This is a genomic window from Paenibacillus tianjinensis, assembly GCF_017086365.1.
In the GTDB taxonomy this organism is placed as follows: Bacteria; Bacillota; Bacilli; order Paenibacillales; family Paenibacillaceae; genus Paenibacillus_AQ; species Paenibacillus_AQ tianjinensis.
In genome coordinates, this window is record NZ_CP070969.1 from 1,766,277 (window position 1) to 1,792,462 (window position 26,186).

Annotated in this window: 19 protein-coding genes and 1 other annotated feature; of the genes, 13 read left to right on the forward strand and 6 right to left on the reverse strand. The window is 52.1% G+C overall.

The window, feature by feature from the left end; translation table 11 throughout:
- Window positions 1–78: 78 nt before the first annotated feature.
- The 4 genes from JRJ22_RS07635 to JRJ22_RS07650 are packed head-to-tail and all read right to left on the reverse strand — an operon-like array spanning window position 79 to window position 6,041.
- A complete protein-coding gene (locus tag JRJ22_RS07635; protein WP_206103921.1) occupies window positions 79–1,251 on the reverse strand; it encodes an ABC transporter permease in 1,173 nt (390 codons plus the stop codon).
- Window positions 1,251–1,952, reverse strand: coding sequence for an ABC transporter ATP-binding protein (locus tag JRJ22_RS07640; RefSeq protein WP_269751875.1), 702 nt, complete (start codon window positions 1,950–1,952; stop codon window positions 1,251–1,253). Before JRJ22_RS07640 ends, JRJ22_RS07635 begins: the two co-directional genes overlap by 1 nt.
- Window positions 1,949–3,409, reverse strand: coding sequence for an efflux RND transporter periplasmic adaptor subunit (locus JRJ22_RS07645; RefSeq protein ID WP_206103922.1), 1,461 nt, complete (start codon window positions 3,407–3,409; stop codon window positions 1,949–1,951). Before JRJ22_RS07645 ends, JRJ22_RS07640 begins: the two co-directional genes overlap by 4 nt.
- 49 nt (window positions 3,410–3,458) lie before the next feature.
- A complete protein-coding gene (locus tag JRJ22_RS07650) occupies window positions 3,459–6,041 on the reverse strand; it encodes a hypothetical protein (protein WP_206103923.1) in 2,583 nt (860 codons plus the stop codon).
- 270 nt (window positions 6,042–6,311) lie between these two features.
- Window positions 6,312–6,583 (forward strand) — a binding site (T-box leader).
- A gap of 58 nt (window positions 6,584–6,641) precedes the next feature.
- On the opposite strand from JRJ22_RS07650, the gene pheS reads away from it, so the two are divergent.
- The 11 genes from pheS (at window position 6,642) to JRJ22_RS07705 (ending at window position 21,425) form a co-directional block, all read left to right on the forward strand.
- Window positions 6,642–7,676, forward strand: a complete 1,035-nt coding sequence (gene pheS, locus JRJ22_RS07655; protein ID WP_206103924.1) for a phenylalanine--tRNA ligase subunit alpha — start codon at window positions 6,642–6,644, stop codon at window positions 7,674–7,676.
- 554 nt (window positions 7,677–8,230) lie between these two features.
- Entirely contained in the window at window positions 8,231–10,675 is a 2,445-nt protein-coding gene (pheT, locus tag JRJ22_RS07660) for a phenylalanine--tRNA ligase subunit beta (protein WP_206103925.1), read from the forward strand.
- Between the two features lie 204 nt (window positions 10,676–10,879).
- On the forward strand, window positions 10,880–13,192 hold the full coding sequence (gene zapA, locus JRJ22_RS07665) for a cell division protein ZapA (RefSeq protein ID WP_232381169.1): 2,313 nt from the start codon (window positions 10,880–10,882) through the stop codon (window positions 13,190–13,192).
- Between the two features lie 124 nt (window positions 13,193–13,316).
- A complete protein-coding gene (locus JRJ22_RS07670; RefSeq protein WP_206103927.1) occupies window positions 13,317–14,300 on the forward strand; it encodes a sugar-binding protein in 984 nt (327 codons plus the stop codon).
- Window positions 14,297–15,730: a sensor histidine kinase gene (locus JRJ22_RS07675; protein WP_206103928.1), complete on the forward strand. Its 1,434-nt coding sequence runs from the start codon at window positions 14,297–14,299 to the stop codon at window positions 15,728–15,730. Before JRJ22_RS07670 ends, JRJ22_RS07675 begins: the two co-directional genes overlap by 4 nt.
- Window positions 15,731–15,759: 29 nt before the next feature.
- Window positions 15,760–17,091, forward strand: coding sequence for a response regulator (locus tag JRJ22_RS07680; protein WP_206103929.1), 1,332 nt, complete (start codon window positions 15,760–15,762; stop codon window positions 17,089–17,091).
- Window positions 17,067–17,339, forward strand: coding sequence for a helix-turn-helix domain-containing protein (locus tag JRJ22_RS29685; RefSeq protein ID WP_206103930.1), 273 nt, complete (start codon window positions 17,067–17,069; stop codon window positions 17,337–17,339). Before JRJ22_RS07680 ends, JRJ22_RS29685 begins: the two co-directional genes overlap by 25 nt.
- 86 nt (window positions 17,340–17,425) lie before the next feature.
- Entirely contained in the window at window positions 17,426–17,566 is a 141-nt protein-coding gene (locus tag JRJ22_RS07690; protein WP_206103931.1) for a hypothetical protein, read from the forward strand.
- Window positions 17,545–18,633, forward strand: coding sequence for a D-xylose ABC transporter substrate-binding protein (xylF, locus tag JRJ22_RS07695; RefSeq protein WP_206103932.1), 1,089 nt, complete (start codon window positions 17,545–17,547; stop codon window positions 18,631–18,633). Before JRJ22_RS07690 ends, xylF begins: the two co-directional genes overlap by 22 nt.
- Before the next feature lie 84 nt (window positions 18,634–18,717).
- Window positions 18,718–20,229 carry a xylose ABC transporter ATP-binding protein gene (locus JRJ22_RS07700; protein ID WP_206103933.1) on the forward strand — a complete coding sequence of 504 codons (1,512 nt, stop codon included), beginning with the start codon at window positions 18,718–18,720 and terminating at the stop codon, window positions 20,227–20,229.
- A gap of 2 nt (window positions 20,230–20,231) precedes the next feature.
- Window positions 20,232–21,425, forward strand: a complete 1,194-nt coding sequence (locus JRJ22_RS07705; protein ID WP_206103934.1) for a sugar ABC transporter permease — start codon at window positions 20,232–20,234, stop codon at window positions 21,423–21,425.
- Between the two features lie 86 nt (window positions 21,426–21,511).
- Here JRJ22_RS07705 and JRJ22_RS07710 read toward each other — a convergent pair whose 3' ends face one another.
- The gene (locus tag JRJ22_RS07710) at window positions 21,512–21,895 is read right to left on the reverse strand and encodes a cupredoxin domain-containing protein (RefSeq protein ID WP_206103935.1); all 384 of its coding nucleotides are present in this window, start codon (window positions 21,893–21,895) and stop codon (window positions 21,512–21,514) included.
- 217 nt (window positions 21,896–22,112) lie between these two features.
- On the opposite strand from JRJ22_RS07710, the gene JRJ22_RS07715 reads away from it, so the two are divergent.
- On the forward strand, window positions 22,113–23,237 hold the full coding sequence (locus tag JRJ22_RS07715) for a GGDEF domain-containing protein (RefSeq protein WP_206103936.1): 1,125 nt from the start codon (window positions 22,113–22,115) through the stop codon (window positions 23,235–23,237).
- An 83-nt stretch (window positions 23,238–23,320) separates the two neighbouring features.
- On the opposite strand, the gene JRJ22_RS07720 is transcribed toward JRJ22_RS07715, so the two are convergent.
- The gene (locus JRJ22_RS07720) at window positions 23,321–23,668 is read right to left on the reverse strand and encodes a phage holin family protein (RefSeq protein ID WP_054939658.1); all 348 of its coding nucleotides are present in this window, start codon (window positions 23,666–23,668) and stop codon (window positions 23,321–23,323) included.
- A 141-nt stretch (window positions 23,669–23,809) separates the two neighbouring features.
- On the opposite strand from JRJ22_RS07720, the gene JRJ22_RS07725 reads away from it, so the two are divergent.
- Entirely contained in the window at window positions 23,810–26,176 is a 2,367-nt protein-coding gene (locus JRJ22_RS07725; RefSeq protein ID WP_206103937.1) for an endonuclease MutS2, read from the forward strand.
- Window positions 26,177–26,186: the final 10 nt, after the last annotated feature.

Here is a 26,186-nt window from a genome sequence, read left to right on the forward strand (position 1 = left end):
ACCCCAGACAGCATATAAAAAAATCCGCAAATCTCCGGATTGGAGAATTGCGGATTTACATTACAATGATCGGATTCGTTATTCACTCCTGAGCGCGTAAATAGGGCGCATTCGAGCCGCTTTGTTTGCAGGAATCATCCCGAAGACTACACCGATGATCAAAGAGAATGAAAAGGAGATCAGGACCATATTCCAGGATGTTGCCACATTCATTGTGGTGTAATTTCCGACGGCCCAGCTGGCTCCGAGGCCTAAGCCAACACCGATTAGACCGCCAACACCGCTTAGAACGACAGACTCGATCATAAACTGCATCAGAATGTTTATTTTCTTAGCCCCAATCGCTTTGCGGATCCCGATTTCTCTTGTCCGCTCATTCACGGAGACAATCATAATGTTCATGATGCCTATTCCGCCGACAAACAGGGAAATACCGGCGATTCCACCTAGTGCCAGTGAAAGCGTATTGCTGGTCTCATTCACCGTCTCAAGCATTTCCTGGGAATCAAAAACGGAATAGGAATTTTCTGCACTGCTGAACTTGGCATCCAGGGCCGACTCCAGCTTTGTTTTGACATCCTCGACATTGTCATTGGAGGTCGTAGTGATCGTAATGGATCGGACCCCTTTACTCTGCAGGAAACGTTCAGCCGTAGAGATCGGAATCAGGATTTTCTCATCACTGGAGCCCCCGCTGGTGCTGCCTTTGCTCTCCAGTAATCCAACAATTTTGTAGCTGGCTCCGTTAAGCTGAACTTTTTCACCGACAGGGCTATCCGTACCAAACAGATCCTCAGCGGTGTCCGTACCAATCAGCGCGACCTTCTGACGGTACTCAGTATCAATATCCAGGAGGAAACGTCCGGACTGTACATGGAAATCCTGAACCTCCTCGTACGCGGGAATGATTCCTTCGACGGAAACAGAAACATTCTCAGTTCCATGCTTGGCAGTGACATTGCCGCTGATTACAGGAGAGACGTTCTCAACGCCATCGATTTCGCCAAGCGCCAACGCTTCTTCAAACGTCAGAGAGGTTGTCGCTCCGCGCCCCATAATGTTAACGGTCAATTGGTTGGTACCCAGTGAACTTAACGATTCCGTAATTTGTGAAGTGGTTCCTTGGCCCACAGAGACAAGCGTAATGACAGAAGAAACACCGATAATGATCCCGAGCATGGTCAGGAAAGCTCTGATTTTACTGCTGAGTATGCTCTTAAAGGCCATTTTCATGCTTTGATATAGCATCATTATCTGGCAATCCTCCGATCCTCGACGAGATTTCCATCCTGAATGCGGATAATCCGTTTCGCTTGTTCAGCAATTTCAAGATCATGCGTGATCAGAATGATGGTATGTCCCTGTTCGTTCAGTTCCTTGATCATCTGCAGGACTTCTTTCCCGGTTTTGGAGTCAAGAGCGCCGGTAGGTTCATCAGCCAGCAGGATCGGGGGTGTGCCGGCAAGAGCCCGGGCGATGGCTACACGCTGCTGCTGGCCCCCGGACAGCTCCGCTGGACGGTGATCTATTCTTTCTTCAAGGCCGACTCTGATCAGTGCACTGCGGGCAATCTCTCTGCGTTCCCGGTGGGAAACCCCCCGGTAGATCAGGGGGAGCTCCACATTTTCTACCGCGGAAAGCTTTGGCAGCAGATTGAAATTCTGAAAGATGAAGCCGATTTTTTCATTGCGGATCTGTGCCAGCTTGTTGTCGGACAATTTCCGGATTTCCTGACCGTCCAGATAATAGTCCCCTTCATTAGCTACATCAAGACATCCAAGCATGTTCATGAGTGTGGATTTACCGGAGCCGGAGGGACCGATAATAGCCACGAACTCCCCATGCTCAATCGTAAAGCTAAGGCCCTTGAGAATGGTCATTGTCTCTCCGGCCATTACATAGCTGTGAATCATATTCTCAACTTGTATCAGCGGCTGAGGCTTGCTGCTCATTGGCGCCCACCGCCAGTGCCGCCACCGGAAGGCGGTCCGCCGGTAAAGCCGCCGCCCGTGCTGAAACCGCCGGTACCGAATCCGCCCATACCGCCCATTGGGTTCATCTGGGTCTGAGCGGAAGAGGAGGAGCCTGTGCTGATCACAGTCGGAATGATAACTTCATCACCTTCGGAAAGTCCGCTGACAATTTCGATATTGCTCTCATCATGAATACCGACAGTGACTTCTACTCTCTTCTGGCCGGATGCCGTGCCGGTGCCGCTCCGGCCCCCTCCAGGGAACCCGCCGCCAGGCGCACCATCCGGGAAGGAGCCGCCTCTGGGAAGCCCGCTGCGGTCTTGCCAGCCGCCGGCAGAACCGTCACCCGCAGCCTGCCCTTCTGCAGCATCGCCGCTAGGGGCTTTATTTCCCGGAGGCTGTCCTTCTGCGGCATCGCCGCTAGGAACTTCACCGCCCGGAGCTTGCCTGTCAGCAGGAGCTTGGGCTGCTGCGCTATCTGTGCCAGTTGCACTGGTGTCTTCAGTGGTTGAGGGCACGTTAACGTAGTGTTTTCCATTGATTTCAGAAACAGCTTCAATAGGTACGGTCAACACATCGTTTTTCTTTTCAATCGTGATGGCTACCTCTGCTGACATTCCGACAAGTACGCTTGTCGAATCATTCAGCCCTACAGTAACATCAAAGAGGGAGACACCGTTGGAGGAAGTTCCTTCCTTGGCGATATCGATAACCTTACCCTCAAATTCCTGATCTTCAAGGGCGTCCAGCGTAATTGCAGCCGTCTGCCCAAGCTTGATATTCGGGATATCCAATTCATCTACTTGAACTGTTACGCTCAGATTCACATAATCGGTCATTGTAAACAGCTCAGAGCCATTTTGCGCCTGTTCGCCGTCAGTGATATTTACGGCTGTAATTGTACCGTCAATCGGGGCGGTTAACGGATCGGGAGGAAGCATATCCTCTTCAATCGTAGCAATGGAATCCTGCTGGTCGGCTATATCGCTTTGCGCTTTTTCAATCGCTGTTTTTGCCGATGCCAGCTCATCCTCTGTAGCATTGTTCATAGCCAGGGTTTTGTAATTCTCCTGTTTATCTTCCAGGGTGGTCTTCAGATTGGCCAATGTTTTTTCGGCTTCTTTCATCTTGTCGCTTAGATCATTCGGCACAAAGGTAATCAGCACATCTCCTTTTTTGACGACATCGCCTTTGGCAACCATTACCTGATCGACTTCTCCGGCTTCTTTGGTACGGATGCTTTCAGTATTAATAGCAGATACGGAGCCTGAGCCCGAAACACTATTTAGAATATTGCCCTTTGCAACAACCGCTGTGTTCAGCGGAGCCGCACTAGCCTCCTTGCTGCTGTCCGGCCACAGCACATAAGTCAAGATACCTGCAACTGCCAAGACAACGATACTTGAAGCGATAATTACTGTTTTTTTCTTTTTCATTCCGATCCTCCATCTTGCTCAATATAAAGACTTGATTTAACCTCAAAAATTAAGATGCGCTGTCTGTTGCGGTATCGCTGCTGTCTGTTTTCGTATCTGTATCTTTGTCATCAGTGGTGGTGGCCGGTTTTGTTACTGTAATGTAATAGACCTGACTGCCCAGCTCCATACGCTGGCCCTGGAATTCATCGTAGAGCGTAAGGCTGTAACTTCCGCCACTCAGGGTTTGGAACAGGGAGCTTGCGATCGTCGTTGAGTACTGGCCGTTACTTCCGACAACCAGGTCGCTGCCAAGGGACAGTGCTTTTTCATAGAATTGGCCAAAAGGATCAACGAAGCGCAGAACCAGCTTGTGGCCGTAAGTGCCGGTCTGATAAGTAGAATCCTGAGTCAGGCTATAATTAAATGACAGTGTAAGATTGCTGCTGCCTGCGACCATGCTGCCCGCTGAGCTGTTAACCGCAAGGAAGTAAGGGAACATGGAAACCCCGCTTGCCAGATTGGTCTGAGCGGTTACCGTCTTGACATTCAAGGACAGGGCATTGGTATTCACATATCCGGTTGCTGCCGTTCCGGCTGTAGTCAGCTTGCCGCCTGCCACTCCCTGTCCGATGTACAGCTGAAGGGCGGAGGTATCCACCGCGGTTGGAATATTGGCCCAAAAGGTGACTAGTGTTTTGCCGGATGCTCCAGTCGGCAGTTCCGACTGGTTGACGGTGGCTTCAAAAGACTGTCCATCCGCAGTTCTGAATATTGCATACAGCCTGGTCAGATTCGTCTGGCGGGTTTCTGAGCTGTTCATTTCCACTTCACTGTATACGGTCTTGGAGCTGCTGCCGGTATACACGGTGGTTAGACGTTCCTGGATGCTTGCTTTTTTGCCGGTTGTCGTGATTTTGATGGCTGAGCCTGCGGCAAGCGGGGGAAGGCTCGTTACAGCTCCGTCAGTTGTACTTAAGGTAAGGAATGGTCCGGATGGTTCCTGCAGAATAATTTTCGTCTGGCTGTAATCCAGAGTATATGGTACATGGGCCAGCACAGTGACCTGTGCACTTTCCCCCGGAGCAAGGATGGAGACATCGTTGTCGACCACGGCCTGTGATGAGGAAGTAAGGTCGTTCAGATCCGCCTTCAAAATACCGGTCAGCTTAGGCAGGGTGATCGTTTTGGAGGTGCTGTTTCGGATGCTGAGCTTAGCCTGCACCAAATCCTCATCGCCCCAGGGCAGACGCTGCAGAGACTGCAGGGAAACGGCGAAAGTGCCGTAATTATTAGCTACGCTGCTCTCAGAAGCCACATGGATATTACCCTCCAGCTTGTAAGGGATTTTGAAGTAGGCTGCCGGGAGAACGATTTTGCTGGAATCTTCACTGCCGACTGGAGGAATGACCTGAAGCTGCAGGTTATCCTGCGCCAGCTCAAGCGGTATGCTGGTGCTGAGTTCAATCAGCTTCTCTTCAAGCGGCTTCAGTGTAAGGCTGTTAAAAGCTGTTGTAGTAATCGGGAAGGAATAACCCTCGGCAGATTTGACAGAAAGCTCGTAGTTCGGCAAGGTTACTGCCTTGCTGCCCGTATTTTTTACCCGGAACTGGTAAGTCCAGATTCCATTCTCATTCTCTGCATAGACAGCCGAGGATTTCAGCTGCATGTCAACGACATTGCTGTCGATGGAGACCTTCTTGATGGCACCGGCAGCAACTGTGAAGTCAGCCGTAACTGCTGCAGGCAGCGCATAGGAAACGACCGGAAGATTGAGCTTGAGGCCTTCGTCCGGCTTGGCAATCTGCAAGGTCATCTTGGTAACGTTCATATAGGCAGGAATTTCCGTCATGAAATACAGCGTCTTTTTCTCCTGCGGCTGAATCTTATATTCAGAGCTGCTCTCATCTAGTAGCAGTGTGAATACCGAGCCTCCCAAGGATTTGAGATACATGCTGTAGCCCGGATCAGTTAGCACCTTGGTACCCAGATTCGTCAGGCTGAGTCCTACTTTGGCATAGACTTTGCCGTTATATTTGTACATTTGCAGCGAACCCGCCTGACTTGTCACGGGAACGCTGTTCAGTTCGATCTTTTTGCTCTCCCCCTGAAGCGCAGACAGTGAATAATTAGCTGGAACTGTGAAGGTCCCGATGCGTTGTTCATAGTTGGCGCTGCTAAAATTCCAGCCGTACATGCTGATTTTGAGCCCTTTTACCGTAGTTGCTTTTCCGATATTAGCGTAGTATGTAATACTCTTTGTTTCTTTGCCGGAGATTTTTTTGACCGCGCTGTCTGCGGAGACGGGAGTCCCCTTAATTATGCTCCCTCCGGATGTCACCACTTTGGAGAAATAATCGACCAGATTAGCGCTGGTGCTTGAGGTATTGGTGTAAGTAAGGGTATAGGTTAGAATGTTTCCGCTGTCCTGGGCGAATACGCCGAGATCGCTGAGCTTCACGCTGAGTGATGCCCCGAGATTCATGGAGCTGAGCTTGGCAAGTGTCGAGATTTCCGTGGCGTAGGCCGCTACTGTGGCAGCAGTTCCCCCCGATGAAGCCGCATAGGCCGCAGTTCCGGCATATCCCGGGATCTGACTTACGGCAAATGTGCTGAGTAATAACAGAACATAAGACTTTCTTCGTTTGTGCATGAATTTCCCTCCCTGTTTAAAAAACCTCTACGATCCAAAATCCATCCGGAAAATAAGATAGCCAGGCCTTCCTAATAAGGAAAAATATCAAGCGCCGCTGAACGTTAGCTGAAAAAAATTCCGTAAACCCAGGCTGAATCTTAAAGGAAGATTAAAAACAGATAAAATTAGCCTAAAATCGGATCCGCTTGTCAAACTGGCGTTTTCTGCGTATAATGTGAAGACATATCTTCTGAAACTAATGATGTAAGATATTGAGTTCTTATGATCTGAAATGCAGTGATGGAGACGAGTACGCAGTGCCTGGCTTACAGGGAGGAGACGCCGGAGATTGAGAGCGTTTCTAAGAGAGCAGAGCTGCCGAAGTTCACTCCGGAGCAGTTCCCTGAATGTTTAATTCAAGTAGGGGAAACCGGCCGCAGACCGTTATATCTGTTAAAGTGAGACATGTCTTTGCCGTACCGCAAGAGGGAATACCACTCTTAAGGGATCCGGTGCAGCCTGTCTAACAAGGGTGGTACCACGGTCTTTTCGTCCCTTACCGGGAGGAAAGGCCTTTTTTTGTTGTACACTACGATATTGAAGGGGGCAGTGCATGCCATGAAAGAAAAGCTGGAAGCATTGAAGGTCGAGGCCTTGGCTAAGCTGCAGGAGGTTACCGATCCGCAGGTTCTGAATGATTTACGCGTGAAATACCTGGGCAAAAAAGGCGAGCTGACTGAGGTTCTGCGTGGAATGGGAGGACTCAGCGCAGAGGAGCGCCCGGTGATCGGCCAGGTAGCGAATCTGGTGCGCAGCGCCATTGAAGAGATTATCAGCACGAAGCAGGAGGCCTTCCAGCAGCAGGAGACACTGGGCCGCCTGCAGGCGGAGAAAGTGGACGTTACACTGCCGGGGCGCAGTTTGCCCCAGGGCGGAATTCATCCTCTGAACCGGGTTGTCCAGGAGATCGAGGATATCTTCATCGGGATGGGCTACAAGGTCGCTGAGGGACCCGAGGTAGAGACAGATTATTATAACTTTGAAGCACTTAATCTGCCGAAGGACCATCCGGCGCGCGACATGCAGGATTCCTTCTACTTAACAGATGATCTGCTAATGCGTACCCAAACCTCTCCGGTGCAGGTCCGTACGATGCAGGCGATGAACGGAGAAGTTCCGGTCAAAATCATCTGTCCGGGCAAAGTCTACCGCCGCGATGATGATGATGCGACCCACTCCTTCCAGTTCCATCAGATTGAAGGCCTGGTCATCGGCAGCAATATCCGCATGAGCGACCTCAAAGGCACGCTGAACCAGTTCGTCAAAGAAATGTTCGGGCCAAGCACGGGCATCCGTCTTCGTCCCAGCTTCTTCCCGTTCACAGAGCCGAGCGTTGAGGTGGATGTCAGCTGCTTCAAATGCGGCGGCGACGGCTGCCGTCTGTGCAAGCAGAGCGGCTGGCTGGAAATTCTCGGCGCAGGCATGGTGCATCCGAATGTACTGAGAATGGGCGGTTATGATCCGGAGAAATACAGCGGCTTTGCCTTCGGTATGGGCGTGGAGCGGATCGCAATGCTGAAGTACGGAATCGATGATATCCGTTATTTCTACACCAACGATATGGGCTTTGTGAAGCAGTTCAAGGGGATTTAGATTTTTGGCGGGTTCGCTGGCTGGTGTTGAAGGATTTCGGAAAGCACACGGAGTGCCGATTTAACTTTTATGATTATTACTGTATAGGAATGACCAGAGGGGAATTTTGGAACTGTAGGAGCGCCAGCGTCCGCCTTTGTCTTCGGATTTCGATTGCTATATAGATTGAACTAGAAAATATACGATTAGGAAAAAGTGGCGGAGGAGAATTTTGGAACTGGAGGAGCGTTAGCGTCCGCCTTTGTCTTTCGGATTTCTACCGCTAATAGCGGTTCAAATCAAGAAATCTGAAGACAACAGCGGCCGGAAGTCCAAACATTCTCTGGAGTCACGGCTAATCCTAAAATAGAAAAGCTACTAGTTCAATCTATATAAGCGGTTCAAATGAGGAAATCTGGAGACAACAGCGGCCGGAAGTCCAAACATTCTCTGCAGGGAAACTATGAACAGGGATTTTAAATGGGGGTCAGAAGATCCATTCGCAGTCTTTTACATGCAGCAAGCAAAACCGGCAGGTAGATAAATACATCTGAAACAAAAGGAAGTGAGCGGACATGAAAGTATCAACCGGATGGCTAGCCGATTATATATCCCTAGAGGGAGTAACCGCTGAAGAACTGGCGGACAAAATCACCACCGCAGGCATCGAGATCGATGGTGTCGAGCGCCGCAACAAAGGACTGTCCGGGATTGTAACCGGATATGTGAAATCGAAAGAAAAACACCCGGATGCCGACAAGCTGAACGTGTGTATCGTAGATGCCGGACAAGGCGAAGACCTGCAGATTGTCTGCGGAGCGAAGAACGTGGCTGCGGGCCAGAAGGTTCCCGTTGCTCTGGTTGGTGCTAAGCTGCCGGGTCTGGAGATCAAGAAAGCCAAGCTGCGCGGCGTCTTATCGCAGGGCATGATCTGTTCAGCCAAAGAGCTGGGTCTGAACGACAAGCTGCTGCCGAAAGAACTCCAGGAAGGCATTCTCGTATTGCCTGAGAACACAGAGGTAGGCCAGGATATCACGAAGGTGCTGGGACTGAATGATGAGATCCTGGAGTTTGACCTGACACCTAACCGTTCCGACTGTCTCAGCATGATCGGTGCGGCTTATGAAGTCAGTGCGATTCTGGGACGCGACCTCAATCTGCCTGACCCGGCTGCGGAACTGGTAGAGGCCGGCGGAACCGCTGCAGACTCGATTTCGGTTAAGATTGAAGATGAGGCCTTCTGCAGCCATTATGCAGTGCGCTATATCTCGGGAGTAAAGCCAGCTCCGTCACCGCTCTGGATTCAGAACCGTCTGATGGCTGCAGGTGTACGTCCGATCAATAATATCGTGGATATCACCAACTATGTAATGCTTGAATACGGCCAGCCGCTGCATGCGTTTGACGGTGATCAAGTGGAGGGCGACGTGCTGGGAGTGCGCTTTGCCCGTGAAGGCGAAGTGCTGACTACGCTTGACGGCCAGGAGCGCAAGCTGGAGCCGCAAATGCTTGTCATTGCTGACGGCGTGAAGGCTGTAGCTTTGGCGGGAGTTATGGGCGGACTCGCTACCGAAGTAACGGGAGAAACCGTTAATATCGTGCTCGAATCGGCCAAATTTGATGGCGGCACCGTCCGCAAGACTTCGCGCCAGCTGGGCCTGCGTTCCGAAGCTTCTCTGCGGTTCGAGAAGCAGGTGGACCCGAAGGCAGTGATTCCTGCACTCAACCGTGCCGCTGCCTTGATTGCCCGCTATGCCGGCGGTTCCGTACATGAAGGTATTGTGCAGGCAGGCAGCGATGCTGTTCCGGATAAGGTTCTGACTTTGTCCCTTGAGAAGCTGAACAACTACCTCGGTACGGAGCTGTCGCTTCTGGAAGTGAAGACACTCTTCGGACGCCTCCGCTTCAAATGCGGGGATGCGGCTCAAGGCGTTGTAGAGGTGCAGGTACCATCCCGGCGCGGAGATATCAGCTACGATGTAGACCTGATTGAAGAGATCGCCCGCCTGTACGGGTACGACAACATTCCGACAACATTGATTGAAGGAGTTACGACTCCGGGTGCACTGACCAGAAAACAGTCCGTGCGCCGTGAACTGCGCCGGATGCTCGCGCTTGGCGGCTATCAGGAAGTGATGGGCTATTCCTTCATTCAGCCGGAGCAGAGCAAGCTGTTCCCTGCGTTCTCGGAAGGCAGCCTGCCTGTGAAGCTGGCTATGCCGATGAGCGAAGAACGCAGTGTGCTGCGTACCAGCCTGCTGCCGCAGCTGCTGGATATTGCCCTGTATAATACGAACCGCCGGCAGAGTGATCTGGCCTTGTTCGAGATCGGTAATGTATTCTTCACCGATGAAGAGCAGCTTACCCGCCAGCCCCGGGAGCTTCCGGTACTGGGACTGCTGCTGAGCGGAAGCCGGACCGCCAAGCAGTGGAACATGACTGCGGAGCCTGTGGACTTCTTCGACCTCAAAGGCGCCCTGGAAAGTGTATTTGCCTACCTGGGACTAACCGGACGTGTAGTCTATGAAGGTGATGCTCCTCAAGACTATCATCCGGGCCGTTCCGCTTCCATCTATCTGGTGGAAGAAGATGGCCGTACAAAAATCGGGACGATGGGCCAGCTTCATCCGGAGCTTCAGCGCAAGCTGGATCTGGAGGATACTTATGTAGCTGAGCTGCTGCTGCAGCCGCTGTATGACAGTGCCCGGATCAGCCTGCAGTACAGTGAACTGCAGCGCTTCCCGGGAATGGAACGGGACATCGCTGTTGTTGTAGATTCTGCCGTCCCTGCGGGAAATCTGCTGACATCGATCCGTGAAAACGGGGGAACGCTGCTGCAGAATGTGCAGGTATTCGACGTCTATACCGGCGGTAAGATGGAAAGCGGGAAGAAAAGCGTGGCCATCTCGCTGCTGTACCGCCATACGGAACATACACTGACCGATGAAGAAGTCTCAGAAGTGCATGAAAAGGTAGTTGCTGCACTTCAGCAAACTTTTGGTGCAGAATTAAGAAAGTAGCAGGAATTGTGCAAAGCCGCAGCGAATCCATTTAGAAACCGAGATTCGCTGCGGCTTTCCTTTTGGGGAAAAGTGCGGGGCTTCCGGTTGAATCGATGGAATGATGTCGTTTGTTTTGCCAAATGTTTAGGAATCACGCTACAATAGAAGCAGAGCAAACAGCTTAGAATCCGCACACATACAAAGGAGGGCACAACTGTGGCTATGGACCGGACCCGTGTCGCCGTGGAGATATATGGAACTTCCTATAAATTAGTCGGAAGCAGCACTGAATATATGAAGCAAGTTGCCCGTTATGTGGACGAGCATATGCATGCCATTTCAAAATCTCATTCCAGACTGGATACACCGCGGATTGCGGTGCTTGCAGCCGTACATATGGCGGAGCAGGCTATTCAGGTTCAGGATTTTAAGAACGAGTTAAATATGCTGACCGGCGAGCGCACAGAATTGCGCGTGGAGGTATCGCGACTGCTTGAAGTGCAGCGTGAGCGGCAGGAGGAATATGAACGGCTAAGCGAATCAGCCAAAGCGGAGGCTGCAAGGCTGCTGGCTCAGGCCGAAGAGGAACGTAAGCGTCATTTGGATATTCAGGAGCAGGAGCGCCAAGCTCACGCCGCCCAGCTGCAGGAAGCGGAGCAGGCAGCTGCTGCTGCGCGGGAGAAGCTTGCTGATGAGCTGCAGGCCCGCGAGGCGGAGCTGCAGGCACTCCGGGCTGCCTACGAGCAGGAGCAGGCTTCAGGCCGTGAAAGCCATAGGCAGGAGCTGGCAGCGCTTGAAGCGGCCCGTCTACAGCAGCTGGAGGAACTGAAGGCTGCACATGCGCAGGAGGTAGAGAATCTCCGCGAATCGCTGCTCCGGGAGAAAACGGAAACGTTATCTCAGCTTGAGCAGGAACTGGCGCAGACCCGGGAAGCACTCGGTAACGAAGTGGTGGAGATTCGGACCTCGCTCAGCAAGGAGCTTGCAGAGACGAAGGCTGCGCTTGATAAAGAGTTAAGCGCAGAACGGGAAGCGCTGCAGAAGGAGCAGGCCAAGACCAAGGAGCTCCGGCAGTCCCAGGGCACGCAGGAGCACCGGCATAAGCAGCAGCTCCAGGACCTGGAGAAGCAGCTTGCCGAGCTGCGCGGCGGTACAGGGCAGCTGCAGTCGCGGCTGCGTGCGGCTGAAGCAGGGCTTAAGGGTGAACGCGATGCCCGGCTGACGCTTCTGTCGCAGTATGAAGCGGTACTGGGCCGTGAGGAGCAGCTTACAGAGGAACTGCGTGTTGCCGGCGAGCAGGGAACAGTTTTGAATGAGCAGCTGGAAGAACTCCGCCAGCGTTACGATGAGGCACAGAGCGATGCCGCCGGCCTTAGAGATGCACTCCAGGAGTCATCTGAACGGCTGAGCCTCACCGGGGAAGAGCTGAATGCGGCTAATGAGCTGAGTGAGCTGCTGAGCGGCGAGCTGGAAGAGCTGCGTCAGCGCTACGAGCTGACCCTGAGCGAGACAGCCGAACTCCGCAGACTGGTGGAAGAGAAGGAAGCGCTGATCCGCCAGCTGCAAGCCGAGCTGCAGACGGCTACCGAACTGGGAACGCTGCTCCAGGAAGAGCTGGAGGAACTGCGTCAACGTCTGGAGCAGTCTCAGGCAGAAGCATCCGCGCTGCGCGGAGGACTTGAAGAAGCGAGATCCGGTTTGAGCCGTGTGCAGGATGAGCTTACCCGCAAGGAAGAGGAAGCCCGGAACTGGCAGGAGCTTGCGGACAAGCATATGGAAGATATCAGCGAACTGGAAATGAATCTCCTGGAAGCAGAAGAGAAATCTTCTTCGCTGCAGCGCGAGATCGAAACCCTGCGCGGGCAGGCAGATGGCATGGTGCAGCAGCTGGACCGCGAAGCTTCCTTGCGTGCAGAAGCTGAGCTGGAATGCGCTGCGCAGCGTGAAGAGTCGGCGGAGGCCCGGAAGGAGCTGGCTGCCCTGCGCGGCCGGTACGAGGACTTGATCGCACAATATGATGAGCTTCTGCAGGAGAGTGAACAGCTGCAGGAACGATACGGACTGCTGGAGGCTGAAGGCGAGGAAGCGGCACGGCGTCTTGAAGAGCTGTACGAAGCTGCCCGTGAAGCCGCGGCTACAGCAGAAGAGCAACGGGAAGCGATCCGGGAAGCGCGCGAGGTCGAGGCTTCCTGGAAGCACCGTTATGATGAGCTGCAGCGGCGTGAGGCCCAGTGGAACGAGACGGAGGCTGCTCTGCGCGAGGAGATTGAAATTTGGCAGCAGGAAGCCGGAGAAGCCGAGGCGCAGGCTGAGTCTGCAAACCGGGCGCATAGCGAAGTGCAGCAGCAGCTTGGCGAGATCGGGGAAAACTACGAGCTGGCTCAGGGCCAGCTGCGTCTGATACAGGCCCAATTCGAGCTGCGTCAGGGCGAGCTGGATAAGCTGGCTCAGGAACATCGCAATCTTCAGGCGGAATATGCCAAGCTGCAGAGTGAATATAATGAATGGATTCAACTGATCGAACAGGATAGTTGAATGGCGGATGCAGTACAGAAACGGGTGCTTCCCTCTTGGGGCGGCACCCGTTTTTGATGTATGAACAAATTAGTATTGCAACCGTTTTCAACCCTTGTTAGGATGTTGAATGAGGTGAATAACAATGGATAAGAAATGGCTTGGTGTTGTCATTGCCCTATTCCTGCTGCTGGCGTATTTTTTTATCGGTTTCGCAGGCCATTCCTCCCGCATGGGGAGTATTGTCAGAGAGCTTAGCGGGCAACCCGGTGATGTGAATCCCGGCTACCATATCGTACTGATTGAACAGGAACGGTATCACCCCTATTGGGAAATGGTCGAGAAAGGAGCTAAAGAAGCTGCTGAGACCTACGGGATAGACATTGAGTTCACTGGTCCGGTCCGCAATAACATGGAGGAGCAGATTAGCCTGCTGGAAAAAGCAATTGCCGCGCAGGTGGATGCTATTATTGTACAAGGACTGAATGATGAGAAATTCACACCCGTGATCGATAAAGCCGTGAACCGCGGCATTCCGGTAATCACAATAGATACCGATGCTCCTGCCAGCAAGCGCTTGGCCTATGTGGGAACCGACAATGCGGCAGCAGGCGAGATACTGGGACGAATGGTTGTGAAAGCAAGCGGAGGCAAAGGGAAGATCGGGGTGATCATTGGCAGCGATCTGGCCAAAAATCAGCTGCAGCGTCTGAACGGCTTAAGCCATGTTGTGAAGAAATACAGCGGTCTGGAGATAGTGGATGTCCGGAGCTCTAATATATCCCATATGGAGGCGATCCAGCAGGCGGCCGAGATGCTGCAGCTGCATCCGGAAATCGATGTGATGGTCGGTACGAGTTCAACGGATGCGCTGGGGATTCTTCAAGTCTCCAAAAGACTGAAGCGGGATCCTATGACGATTATAGGCTTTGACAATCAGGCGGATACACTCGCCGCTATCAGTAGAGGAGACATTAAGGCAACCGTAGCGCAGCAGCCATTTTTGATGGGGGAATTAGCTGTGAAGCTACTGAATGAGCATTTCCAGGGGCGCACGCTGCAGTCGGAATATTTCACCGAGGTTAAGGTGCTGGACAAAAGTAATGTTCAGGAGGGGGAGAGCCTGTGAGTATCCGGCGAAAGCTGCTGATTTGCATTCCCCTGCTTGTACTGCTGATGAGCTCTGTTTCCTTTGTCTTGTTTGAAAGCGGGAAAAATGTCCAGGAAAGCTATCACCTGATGATAAACCGGATTTTATTGTATAAGGAAGTGTCCTCTGAGGTCGGGGAGAATATGCGTTCCTTGAACCGCTTCATCATGCAGGTGGATGCTGACAGCTATCCCGAGGTAGACAAGCATTTGAGCGCTGTACAGGAGCTGCGGAAGAAGCTCGATGGGATAGAGACGATCGGCGGGAGCGAACTCCCGCTGATGAATTACCGCCACATCATTGATACCTTTCTGGAACAGGCTGGGCAGATGATTGACGAGATAGACGATCAGGACTCCAAAACGCTGGCCGGTGCTTATATTGAGGCGGAGCAGACAGAAGGGTTCATCCGGGAGGAAGCGCAGGAACTGGTTGACCTGGAACTGGAGCAGTACAAGCCGATTTATGAGGAGATCATGTCCACAACGGGCAAATTGAACCAGCTGGGGATTCTGTTGGTGATTACGGCAGCGGTGCTCAGCATATCTATGGCCATCTGGCTGTCCAGCAGTATTACGGGACCGATCCGCCGTCTGGTGGCGACAGCCAAGCAGATCTCGAAGGGCCGGATGGACACCAAGGCGCCGGAGAGTATCAACAACGATGAGATCAGCATTCTATGCCGGGCCTTTAATGGAATGATCGATAATATCCAGCAGCTGATGGAGGAGAATATTAAGAGCGTGGAGAAGGACCGCCTGGTCAAGGAGCTGGAACTGAAAATGCTGCAGAGTCAGATTAATCCCCATTTTCTGTTCAATACGCTGAATTCCATCGCCAAGCTCGCGTACCTGGAAGGAGCGGCCAAAACAAGCGATCTGACCGTATCCGTATCACGTCTGCTCCGGTATAACCTTCAGAAGCTGGACCAGGCGGTGCCTCTGCGTGAAGAAGTCGAGCATGTCACGGAATATATTAATATTCAGAAGGCGCGTTTCCGGGACCGGATTACCTTTGTGATGGATATTGACGAACAGGCATTAGGCGGAATGATTCCCTGTCTGACCCTGCAGCCCATTTTCGAGAATGCCTTTGTGCACGGACTGGAGGAAATGGAGGAAGGGGCTGTACTTTCGTTGTCTATCCGATATGACAGCGGACTTATGGAAATAGGAATCTGTGACAATGGTGCAGGCATGAACCCTGAGACCGTGGCAAGGCTGATGGGTTCGATCCGGGAGGAAGCTCCGCGATTCAGCGGAAAGGGCCAGTCTACCGGGCTTGGTACACATAATGTGTTTAAGCGGCTTCATTTATTTTTTGACGGGGAACAGCAGATAGAAATCAGCAGCAGCGAAGGAGCAGGGACAGCTGTACTGTTCAGGCTACCTTGCCGTCCTTCGGCTTAAGACTTAGGAATAATGAAAGGAGACTAACCATGTACAGTTTGCTGATTGCCGATGATGAGGCGCTGGAAAGGGAAGGGCTGGAGCTGATGATTAGGCATCTTTTTCCGGATACCTTTGAGTTTCTGCATGCAGAGAACGGTCGTAGAGCGATACAGCTCGCGGAGGAGCACCGGCCGGATATTGTCTTCATGGATATTAAAATGCCGGGCATACAGGGATTAGAGGCGGTGCGTCAAATACTCCATAAACTTCCTTCAGCCAAAATTGTAATGATTACCGCCCATGATTATTTCTCCTATGCCAAGGAAGGGCTGCTGCTGGGAGTAAAGGATTATTTGCTGAAACCTGCCAGACGCGAGGAGGTGGCGGATGTGCTGAAGCAGCTGATTGCCGAGATTCAGGAGGAGAAGCGGCGCAGGCATGAGCAGCTTGAGCAGCAGGAAAGGCTTGCCCATCTGCTGCCGTTGGCTGAAAATGAGCTGACTCTTATGCTAATGCTGGAATATGTGCAGGAGATTGAGCTGGAACAGCTTGCCGGACTCCTGAACCTGCAATGGAGCAAGGGCTATGCTATGGTACTGTCGTTTCCCCGGCAGGCGAGTGGAGAATGGACGGATTTCCAGCTGGTGAAGCGTGAAATCTATGAGGCGGTCAAACAGCTTGTGAAGCCTGGTCTGGGCTGTCTGGCCGGTCCATTGATCGGTTATCAGATGGCTTTGTTTATCCCCTTGCCGCCGGGCCGGACCGGATACTCCCAGCGGGTTCTTTCCCTCGATTGGGGCGAAAGGCTCCGAAGCCTCGCTGAACAGCGTTTTGGACTGCCGTTAAATGTCGGCATCGGCTCGATCAGGGAAGGCTGGGACGGACTGAGCCGTTCCTACCGGGAGGCGGTACGTGTCTGTGCCGACAGCAATGATCTTTTCAGTGTGCGCCATTATGATGATGTCACCCAAAGCTCGGGTCAGACCGCCATATCTTTGGACGAGGAGAATAAGTTGATTGAGTCTCTGCTGCGGCGGGATAAACAGGAGGCTATAGAGCGCTTTGTCAGGCTGTATACAACCTTCGGTGAGGCGGTGGAACGGCCCTTTTCAACATTGCGGGGGGAGGTTATCGGTCTGCTGCTGTTCCTGGCAAGGGCCGTTCAATCCAAGGCAGGAGCCGGGATCATTGCCGATTTGAACGCTGTGGAGGACCCTCAGTCCCTGAAGCAAGGGGCAGAGCATTGGCTGGAAGTGCTGATTGACAGCTTGAATGAAGAACGGGAGTCTAGCCGCTCCCATGTGCACCAGCGGGCCCTGCCTATATCAACCAGAATTATAAAGAGGACATTTCGATGGAGCAGGCGGCCGAGTATGTGAATCTGAGCCCGCATTATTTCAGCAAATTGTTCAGGCAGCAAGCCGGTGAAACTTTTATCGACTATCTGACACGGCTTAGGATTAATGAGGCGAAGCGGCTGATCGCGGGGGAGGAACTGAGCCTCAAGGGGATCTGCTATGAGGTAGGGTATAAGGACCCGAATTATTTCAGCCGTGTGTTTAAAAAAGCAGTCGGCATTACACCAAGCGAATTCAGGCAGCAGTACGGGAAGCAAAGTCCTTGCTAACACGGCAAGGACTTTTTTGTGCTGTATCCCCGTTTTTTCCTATGAAAAGAGGCCGGAAGAAACTCATTACAGCTAAGGATAACGGAATGCAGGCGGAAGGTAAAAAAGTGCTGGGAATAGGTGCATCCGCTCCGGAAAATCCATGCTACTATTTTGTTTGTAAGCGCAAACAAAAAGTTGATTCAGGAAGAGGGGCGAAGAATAAGTGGGAAAATACGGAAGAGTAATTTCAGCAGGATTGTCTGCCATCGTGCTGGCAGCTTCCCTGTCAGGCTGTGGATTGGTCTCAAACGGAGATAATAAGGAAACGGAGAAAACAGCCGGGGCGAAGGATGGAGATAAGATTGTCATCGGCATGTCGATGGATACGCTGAAAGAAGAGCGCTGGCAGAAGGACCGGGATATTTTCACCAAGAAAGTAGAGGAGCTCGGTGGAGAAGTAAAGGTGCTGGCTGCCAACGGAGATGATGCGACCCAATTAAGCCAAGCTGAACAGCTGATTTCTCAGGGCGTGGATGTGCTTGTGGTCATAGCCCACAACGCCGAAGCTACGGCTCCCATTGTGGAAAAGGCCCATAAAGAGGGCATTAAGGTGATCGCTTATGACCGCTTGATTAATAATTCTGAAGTTGATTATTATATTTCTTTTGATAATGTGCGTGTCGGAGAATTTCAGGCACAGGCTGTGATCGACCAGGCGCCAAAAGGAAATATCGTCTATATCGGAGGAGCGGATACCGACAATAATGCCCACATGTTCAAAGAAGGTGCTATGAATATTCTGAAGCCGCTTGAAGAAAAGGGCGATATCAAAATCGTTTATGACCAGTTCTCCAAGGACTGGAAGCCGGAAGAAGCCCTGAAAAATATGGAAAATGCGCTGACTGCGAACAATAATGATATTCAAGGCGTTGTTGCTGCGAATGACGGGACGGCCGGGGGTTCGATCCAGGCGCTGACCGCTCAGGGAATGGCCGGAAAAATCCCGGTCTCCGGGCAGGACGCCGACCTTGCCGCAGTACAGCGTATTGCTGAAGGCACACAGCTGATGACCGTGTATAAGCCAATCAACGCCATTGCGACTAAGGCTGCTGAAATGGCGGTTGCAGCTGCCAAAGGCGAGAGTATTTCGACAGAAAAATCAGTTAACAACGGTAAAATTGATGTTCCCTCTATACTTCTGGATCCGATTGCTGTCAACAAAGACAATTTGGACGTGCTGATTAAGGACGGCTTCCATACGCTTGAGGAAGTATACAAAAATGTGCCTAAGGATCAGTGGCCTAAACAATAAGACAGCCTTTGCGGCACAGCGATGCGGAGCCCTAACATGCTCCGCATCGCTGCTGCTTAAGGACCGGAAGGAGGAACGGCAATCATGTATGTACTTGAAATGGCTGAGATCAGCAAGGAATTTCCCGGAGTTAAAGCACTGGACCATGTAAACTTTAAGGTGAAGCAGGGGGAAATCCATGCACTTTGCGGTGAGAATGGCGCCGGTAAATCTACGCTGATGAAGGTCCTGAGCGGATTGTATCCGGCGGGGTCTTACGGCGGAGAAATTATTATAAGCGGCGAAAAGAAGGAATTTCATAAAATCACGGATGCCGAGAAGGCCGGCATTGCGATCATTCATCAGGAACTGGCGCTCGTCAAGGAGATGACGATAGGAGAGAATATTTTCCTGGGGGCAGAGCCGACAAAGCGTGGAGCGATCCAGTGGGATGAGCTGTACCATCAGGCTTCACTTTGGCTGAAGAGAGTGGGACTCCATCATTCGCCGGATACGAAGATCGGAAATCTAGGAATTGGCCAGCAGCAGCTGGTGGAAATTGCGAAGGCGCTCTCCAAGCACACCAAGATTCTGATTCTGGATGAGCCTACGGCAGCCTTGACGGAGAGCGAGGTGTCCATCCTGATGGGGATTCTCAACCAATTGCGGAGTGAGGGTGTGACATGCGTCTATATCTCCCACAAGATGCCAGAGGTGTTTGCTTTGGCGGACTCAATCACAGTACTGCGTGATGGCCGGACCGTAGCTACGCTTGATCGAAATGAAACCGATGACGACAAGGTTGTCTCCCTGATGGTTGGCCGGGAACTGACAGAGCGTTATCCGCGGGTAGAGCATACGCCCGGTGAAGCGGTGCTCGAGGTTCGGAATTATAATGTATGGCATCCTGAAAAAAAACATCACAGGGTACTTCGCGACATTGAATTTACACTCCGTAAAGGGGAAATCCTCGGGATAGCCGGACTGATGGGGGCGGGACGCACGGAATTAGTCAGCAGCCTATTCGGGGCTTACGGCGGCAGGGCTGAGGGAAATGTGCAGATTGAAGGGAAGACCGTACGAATCCGTTCGATTGCAGAAGCCATCAAGGCGGGCATTGCCCTGGTCAGCGAAGACCGCAAGCGCCAGGGGCTCGTAATGGGGATGGATGTGAAAAGAAACACTACACTGGCCACATTGCACAAGGTTTCTAGACTCGGAGTCGTGAATGAGAATGAAGAAATCCGATGGGCGAGCCGGTATGTGCAGGAACTGAAGACGAAAACAGCTTCACTGGAAACGCCAGTGGGGACACTTTCCGGCGGGAATCAGCAAAAGGTCGTTATTGGCAAGTGGCTGATGTCCAGTCCGAAAATATTGATTATGGACGAACCTACTCGGGGAATTGATGTGGGAGCGAAATATGAAATATATAATTTGATGAATCAGCTGGTAGAGCAGGGAGTGGCTATTATTATGATCTCATCGGAGCTGCCGGAGGTACTGGGAATGAGCGACAGAATTCTGGTGATGAGTGAAGGGCAGTTCGTAAGAGAATATGATTGGCGCGAAGCAACGCAAGAGAAGATCATGCTGGCCGCTACAGGAGGTAAATAGTTATGCAACTGCAAAAAGAGCTTCAGGAACAAGGTGCGGTGCCTGCCGCGGCACAATCCCGTTTCAGTGTTTTATTCGGGAAAATGGATGTACGCGCGTATACGATGGTAGGAGCGCTCATTCTGATTTGGGTGCTGTTCGGGATTTTAAATCCCACCTTTCTAACTTCACGGAATTTATCGAATCTGTTTACACAAATGTCAGTCACCTCCATCCTGGCGATCGGCATGGTGCTTGTCATTGTAGCGGGGCATATTGATCTCTCTGTCGGTTCAATCGTCGGCTTGACCGGCGGCATGGCTGCTATCCTCAGTAACTGGCTGGAGCTTCCGGCCATTGTGGTCATCTTAGGCACGCTTGCCGCCGGTGCCGTACTCGGATTGCTTCAGGGCTGGCTGGTGGCCTATAAAATGATTCCCGCCTTCATCGTTACGCTGGGGGGAATGATGGTGTTCCGCGGCGTGCTTATGGGGGTGACGGAATCCATGACCATCCCTGTATCCGATCCAGTGCTGGCACTGCTCGGGAATGCTTATTTTGCCCGGGGGTTTGGCATCATTCTTGGAATTGTGGCTGTCGGCTTCCTGGTGTGGAGTACATTTAATAAACGGCGTTCCCGCAAGAAATATGATTTCGCTATCGCTCCTCTGAGTATTGATATCTTTAAGGTGACTGGGTTGTCCCTGCTTGTAGCGGTATTTGTAGCGGTAATGAACAATTACAAAGGCATTCCGTTTCCTATTATTTTTGTAATTGTACTGGCGGCGATTTTCTATTTTATCTCGACCAAAACAACGTTCGGCCGTCATATTTATGCGATTGGCGGCAATATTGAGGCCGCGCGCCTCTCCGGCATCAACATCAAGCGCAAGACCATGCTGATATTTGTGCTGAGCGGGCTGCTCGGTTCCATTGCGGCCATCGTGCTCACCTCACGTCTGGCTTCGGCAACCATCACTGCCGGCAATATGGCGGAGATGGATGCCATTGCCGCCTGCGTCATCGGAGGCACTTCCTTGATGGGCGGAGCCGGGACAGTAATCGGAGCCATTATAGGGGCACTCGTGATGACTTCGCTGGATAACGGAATGTCGCTTATGGGCCTGGAATCGTTCTGGCAGTATGTAGTCAAAGGCTCGATTCTGGTAATAGCAGTGTGGCTGGATATTTCCAACCGCAGCAAAGGTGTAAAGTAGCAGCTGCGGCTGTATAACGACGAATTAAGAGCCGGTAAGGGGATTGCCCTTGCCGGCTCTTTGCTGTATTTTGGAACGGATGCCCATTATTCCACAATCACCTTGGCGCTCATGGAGCTGTGCCCGGAGCCGCACATAATTGCACAGGTCATTTCAAAGGTCCCGGCTTCCTCGGGAGTAATCACGCGGGAAGAGGTTTTGGCATCTAATCTCAGCTCCAGCTCAGGAACCAGCATGCCGTGGTTGCCTTCCTCATTCTTAAACACGATCTTGACGGGCACACCCTTTTTCAGATGATATTCCTTCTGGTCGAAGCTGTAGTTTGTAGCCGAAATGATGAGTTCATCTTCTGCAGCGACAGTATTCTCAGCTGTTCCGTCAGGCGCCGGCGATGTTTCATTGCCCCCGCTGCAGGCAGACAGGATGAGCAGAAATAAGATTGACAGGAATAAGGCAGGTCTTTTGAACATGATGATCCTCCTCCGGATTTGGATAGACAGGCTAGAGTTATGACCCTAGCATAGCTTACTTTTTAAGTGAAGTCTTGAATAAACTTTATTAAACGATTTAATCGGTGGAGGAAGTTTGTCGAAATTCGTAAAAAAATGGTGCAAAGATAATTTAAATTTATTATAATTAAAGCTACTATATATCGGTAAGAAGTAGGGGATTCACATTAATCTAGCTATGGATACACAAAATGCGGAGGTTTGGCACCGCAGAATATTAAGCGGCTATTGGATGCTGGTGTTGTTAATGCTGGCCGTCCAGTTCATCTTTATGCTGTCCGCCCGTGTTCCTGAGGTGAAGTCGGTGCTTCTCCCGGGCCAAGGCCATTTATTCATTGCCTGCAACTTAATGATCGTCATTGCAATGAGCCTTGCGGAAATGTGGCTGCGGACAACCGGCCAATACCACAAGCAGGCTGTGGTCGGATGCGGTTTTGTTGTATCGTATTTGATGTATTTTGTATTGGAACCTTTTGTGGACGGGGCTCAGATGACCCTCATGCTGCCGATAATGATTTCGCTCATTTATTTCGACCAGAAGCTGCTCAAATGCCTGGGAGTGTTCAGCCTCCTGTTCTATGCTGCCCTTTATTTCGGTTTGGAACGGACAGTGCTGGACAAGCCGCTGCTGGAATTTCTACTGGTTGAATGTGTGTTTATAGTAATCGTAGTGATGGCTCATGCGGTCATTGTCCGTGCCTGGGAGGTCCGTGAACATCTGGAGCAGTTGACCAAATCGGAGCAGGGACTCATGGTGGAACGGGCGATTTCGGACAAGCTGCTCAAAATAGAAGCCCTTACCGGCCTTTACAATCATAAAACCTTCCATGAATACCTGGATTCGCTGCTGGAGCAATGCGAGAGCAACGGGCTGCGTCTGCAGCTGGCGCTTTTTGATATCGATAATTTCAAACGTGTGAATGATACGTACGGACACTGGGTAGGCGATCTTGTGCTCAAAGAGGTTGCAGCCAAGGTTGCGGGGCAAATCGGCCTGAATGATTTTGCTGCCAGGTATGGCGGGGAGGAGTTCGCGGTCATCTTTACGGATAAAAGCTACCAGGAAGCATACGCTGCTGCAGAAGACATGAGACTGGCCATCAGCCAGATGGAACATCCCTACGCCGGAGGTAAACCGATTACCGTCAGCATCGGACTCTGTGATTATCAGCTGGGCGACGGCAAGGAGCTGCTGTTCCGCAAAACGGATGATGCCCTGTATACTGCCAAACGCGGCGGCAAAAATAAAGTCGTTACCGCTTCCCAGGTGCACGCCAAGGTCACAGTCGCGACTTATGCGTAAAATAATACAACAAACCCCCTATTTCCGATATAATCCGGAGATAGGGGGTTTCATTGTCTGAACGCTGCTGAAGCAGGCTCAGGTTATTTGCCGGCTTCAAACGGGGTAGATACCGGCAGGAACAGGTCGATAATACCGATGACCAGAGCAGCCAGTAAGGCTCCCAGAATCGATACGCTGACACCGCTCACGACGAATTGCGCGATCCAGATGACCAGGGCGCTCACCAGGAAACCAACGATACCACGGCCGAAGGGAGTCGCTTTTTTGCCGAAGATCCCTTCAATCACCCAGCCAAGCAGTGCAATGATCAGGGCCAGGATCAGTGCGCTCCAGAACCCGCCAATCGTGAATTGCGGAACAATCCAACCGACAACAAGCAGGACAATCGCTGCTACCACGAAACGGACCACATGACCTAAAAATCTCATTGAATGAGCCTCCTTTGGCCTTCACATAAGGATATGTGCAGTTGTTATTATGGTCTTGCCCCCCGGTTTCTATGCCCAAATAGCGAAAATGGGCCGAATTAGGTATAATGTTAACATCTATGAAGGGAGCTGTGACGGTAATTGGACGACAAAATTTTGCATACGCTTGAATATCGCAAGATTTTAAATAAATTGATGCAATATACGCAGACACCGATGGGAAAACTTGCGGCGGAAGAATTGAAGCCCTCTGGAGATTTTGAAGGCGTGAAGCGGCTGCTGCAGGCCACAGATGAGGCGGTAAATGTTGACCGGCTCAAGGGTATTCCTTCGTTTGGCGGGGTCAGCGATATTCGTCCTGCACTGAAACGTGCATCGATCGGCGGTATGCTGGGTACGCCGGAGCTGCTCTCCGTGGGCAATACGATCGGCGGAGCACGCAGAGTGAAGCGGTTCCTGGCCGCCATGCATGAGGATGAGAAGATTCATTCCCTGTTTGCCCTGAGCGACCTGCTCTCGGAACAGAAGCATGTAGAGGATGCCATCCGTTCATGCATTGATGAGGACGCTAATGTGCTTGATTCGGCCAGTCCGGAGCTGGCTTCAATCCGCCGGGAGCTGCGCGGCGGAGAGACCCGGATCCGCGAGAAGCTGGATTCCATGATCCGGTCTTCTTCCGTAGCCAAGATGCTGCAGGATCAGCTTGTGACGATCCGGGGTGACCGCTTCGTTATTCCGGTCAAAGCGGAATACCGTGCTCACTTTGGCGGAATTGTGCATGACCAGTCCGGATCGGGGGCCACGCTGTTCATTGAGCCGGAATCGATTGTAGCGATGAACAACAAGCTGCGCGAGACGCGGCTACGCGAGGAACGGGAAATTGAAATTATTCTCCACAGGCTGACAGCTATGGTTGGCGATATTGCCGAAGAGATGGCCTACGATGTCGATATACTCGGACAGCTTGACTTTATCTTCTCCAAGGCGCGTCTGGCCCGTGAGATGAAGGCAACCCAGCCGCGGATGAACGACCGCGGTTACCTTAAGCTGCGCAAGGGCCGTCATCCGCTGATCCCTGCGGAGCAGGTGGTGCCGCTGGATGTGGAGCTGGGCAATCAGTACAGCTCGATTATTGTTACCGGTCCGAATACCGGGGGTAAGACAGTTACGCTGAAGACGATCGGCCTCTTGAGTCTGATGTCGATGTCCGGTTTGTTCATTCCGGCAGAGGAAGGCAGCCAGATGTGTGTATTTGATGCCATTTATGCCGATATTGGGGATGAACAGAGTATCGAGCAGAGTCTGAGTACCTTCTCCAGCCACATGACCAATATTATCTCTATTCTGAAGCGGATGACTCCAAAAAGTCTTATTCTGCTGGATGAGGTAGGTGCAGGAACGGACCCTGCTGAAGGGTCGGCGCTGGCGATCGCCATCCTGGAGCATATTCACCGGATCGAATGCCGGATGGTCGCCACGACACATTATAGTGAACTGAAGGCATATGCGTATGAACGTAAAGGCGTCATTAATGCCAGTATGGAATTTGATGTGCAGAGCTTAAGTCCCACCTACCGCCTGCTGATCGGCGTGCCTGGACGAAGCAATGCCTTTGCCATCGCTGAACGGCTTGGCCTGCCGAACGAGATTCTGGATCACGCGCGCGGCGAAGTGAAGGAAGAGGACTTGCGCGTCGAGCATATGATTGCTTCACTCGAGGAGAACCGCCTCACCGCTGAGAACGAGCGTGAGCGGGCAGAGGTTATCCGCCGGGAGGCGGAGGAATTCCGCAAGCGCCAGCAGCAGGAGCTTGAGAAGCTGGAAAGCCAGCGAGATAAGCGGCTGGAGAAAGCGGAGAAGGATGCCACCGCCATTCTCGACAAGGCGCGCAAGGAAGCGGAGGAAATCATCAGCGATCTGCGCCGTCTGGCCATGGAGGAAGGGGCTTCCGTCAAGGAGCACAAGCTGATTGAAGCCCGCCGGCGTCTGGATGAAGCAGAACCGGCGCCGCGTAAGAAACCCGTATCCCGGAGCAGCAGCAAGGCTCCGCGGCAGATTCAGCTTGGCGATGAGGTAAAGCTGCCTAGCGTGAATCAGAAAGGCTATGTGGTAGAGCTGAGCGGGACTAAGGAAGCGCTTGTGCAGTTCGGCATTATGAAGATGAAGGTCAATCTAAGCGATCTGGAGTTTTTGGCCTCTGCACCGGATAATCCGGCACCTGCACTCCGCCGTGCAACGACCGTCAAACGTACACGGGATGAGAATGTCCGCAGTGAGCTGGACCTGCGCGGTGCGAACCTGGAAGAAGCAATTATGGAAACGGACCGTTTCATCGACGAAGCATTCCTCGGCAATCTAGGACAAATTTCGATTATCCATGGCAAAGGAACCGGCGTACTGCGGACCGGTATTCAGGAATATCTGCGTAAACATAAGCATGTCAAAAGCTACCGGCTAGGAAATTATAACGAGGGCGGCGCGGGTGTAACCGTGGCTGAACTGGAATAGCGGCGGAGCC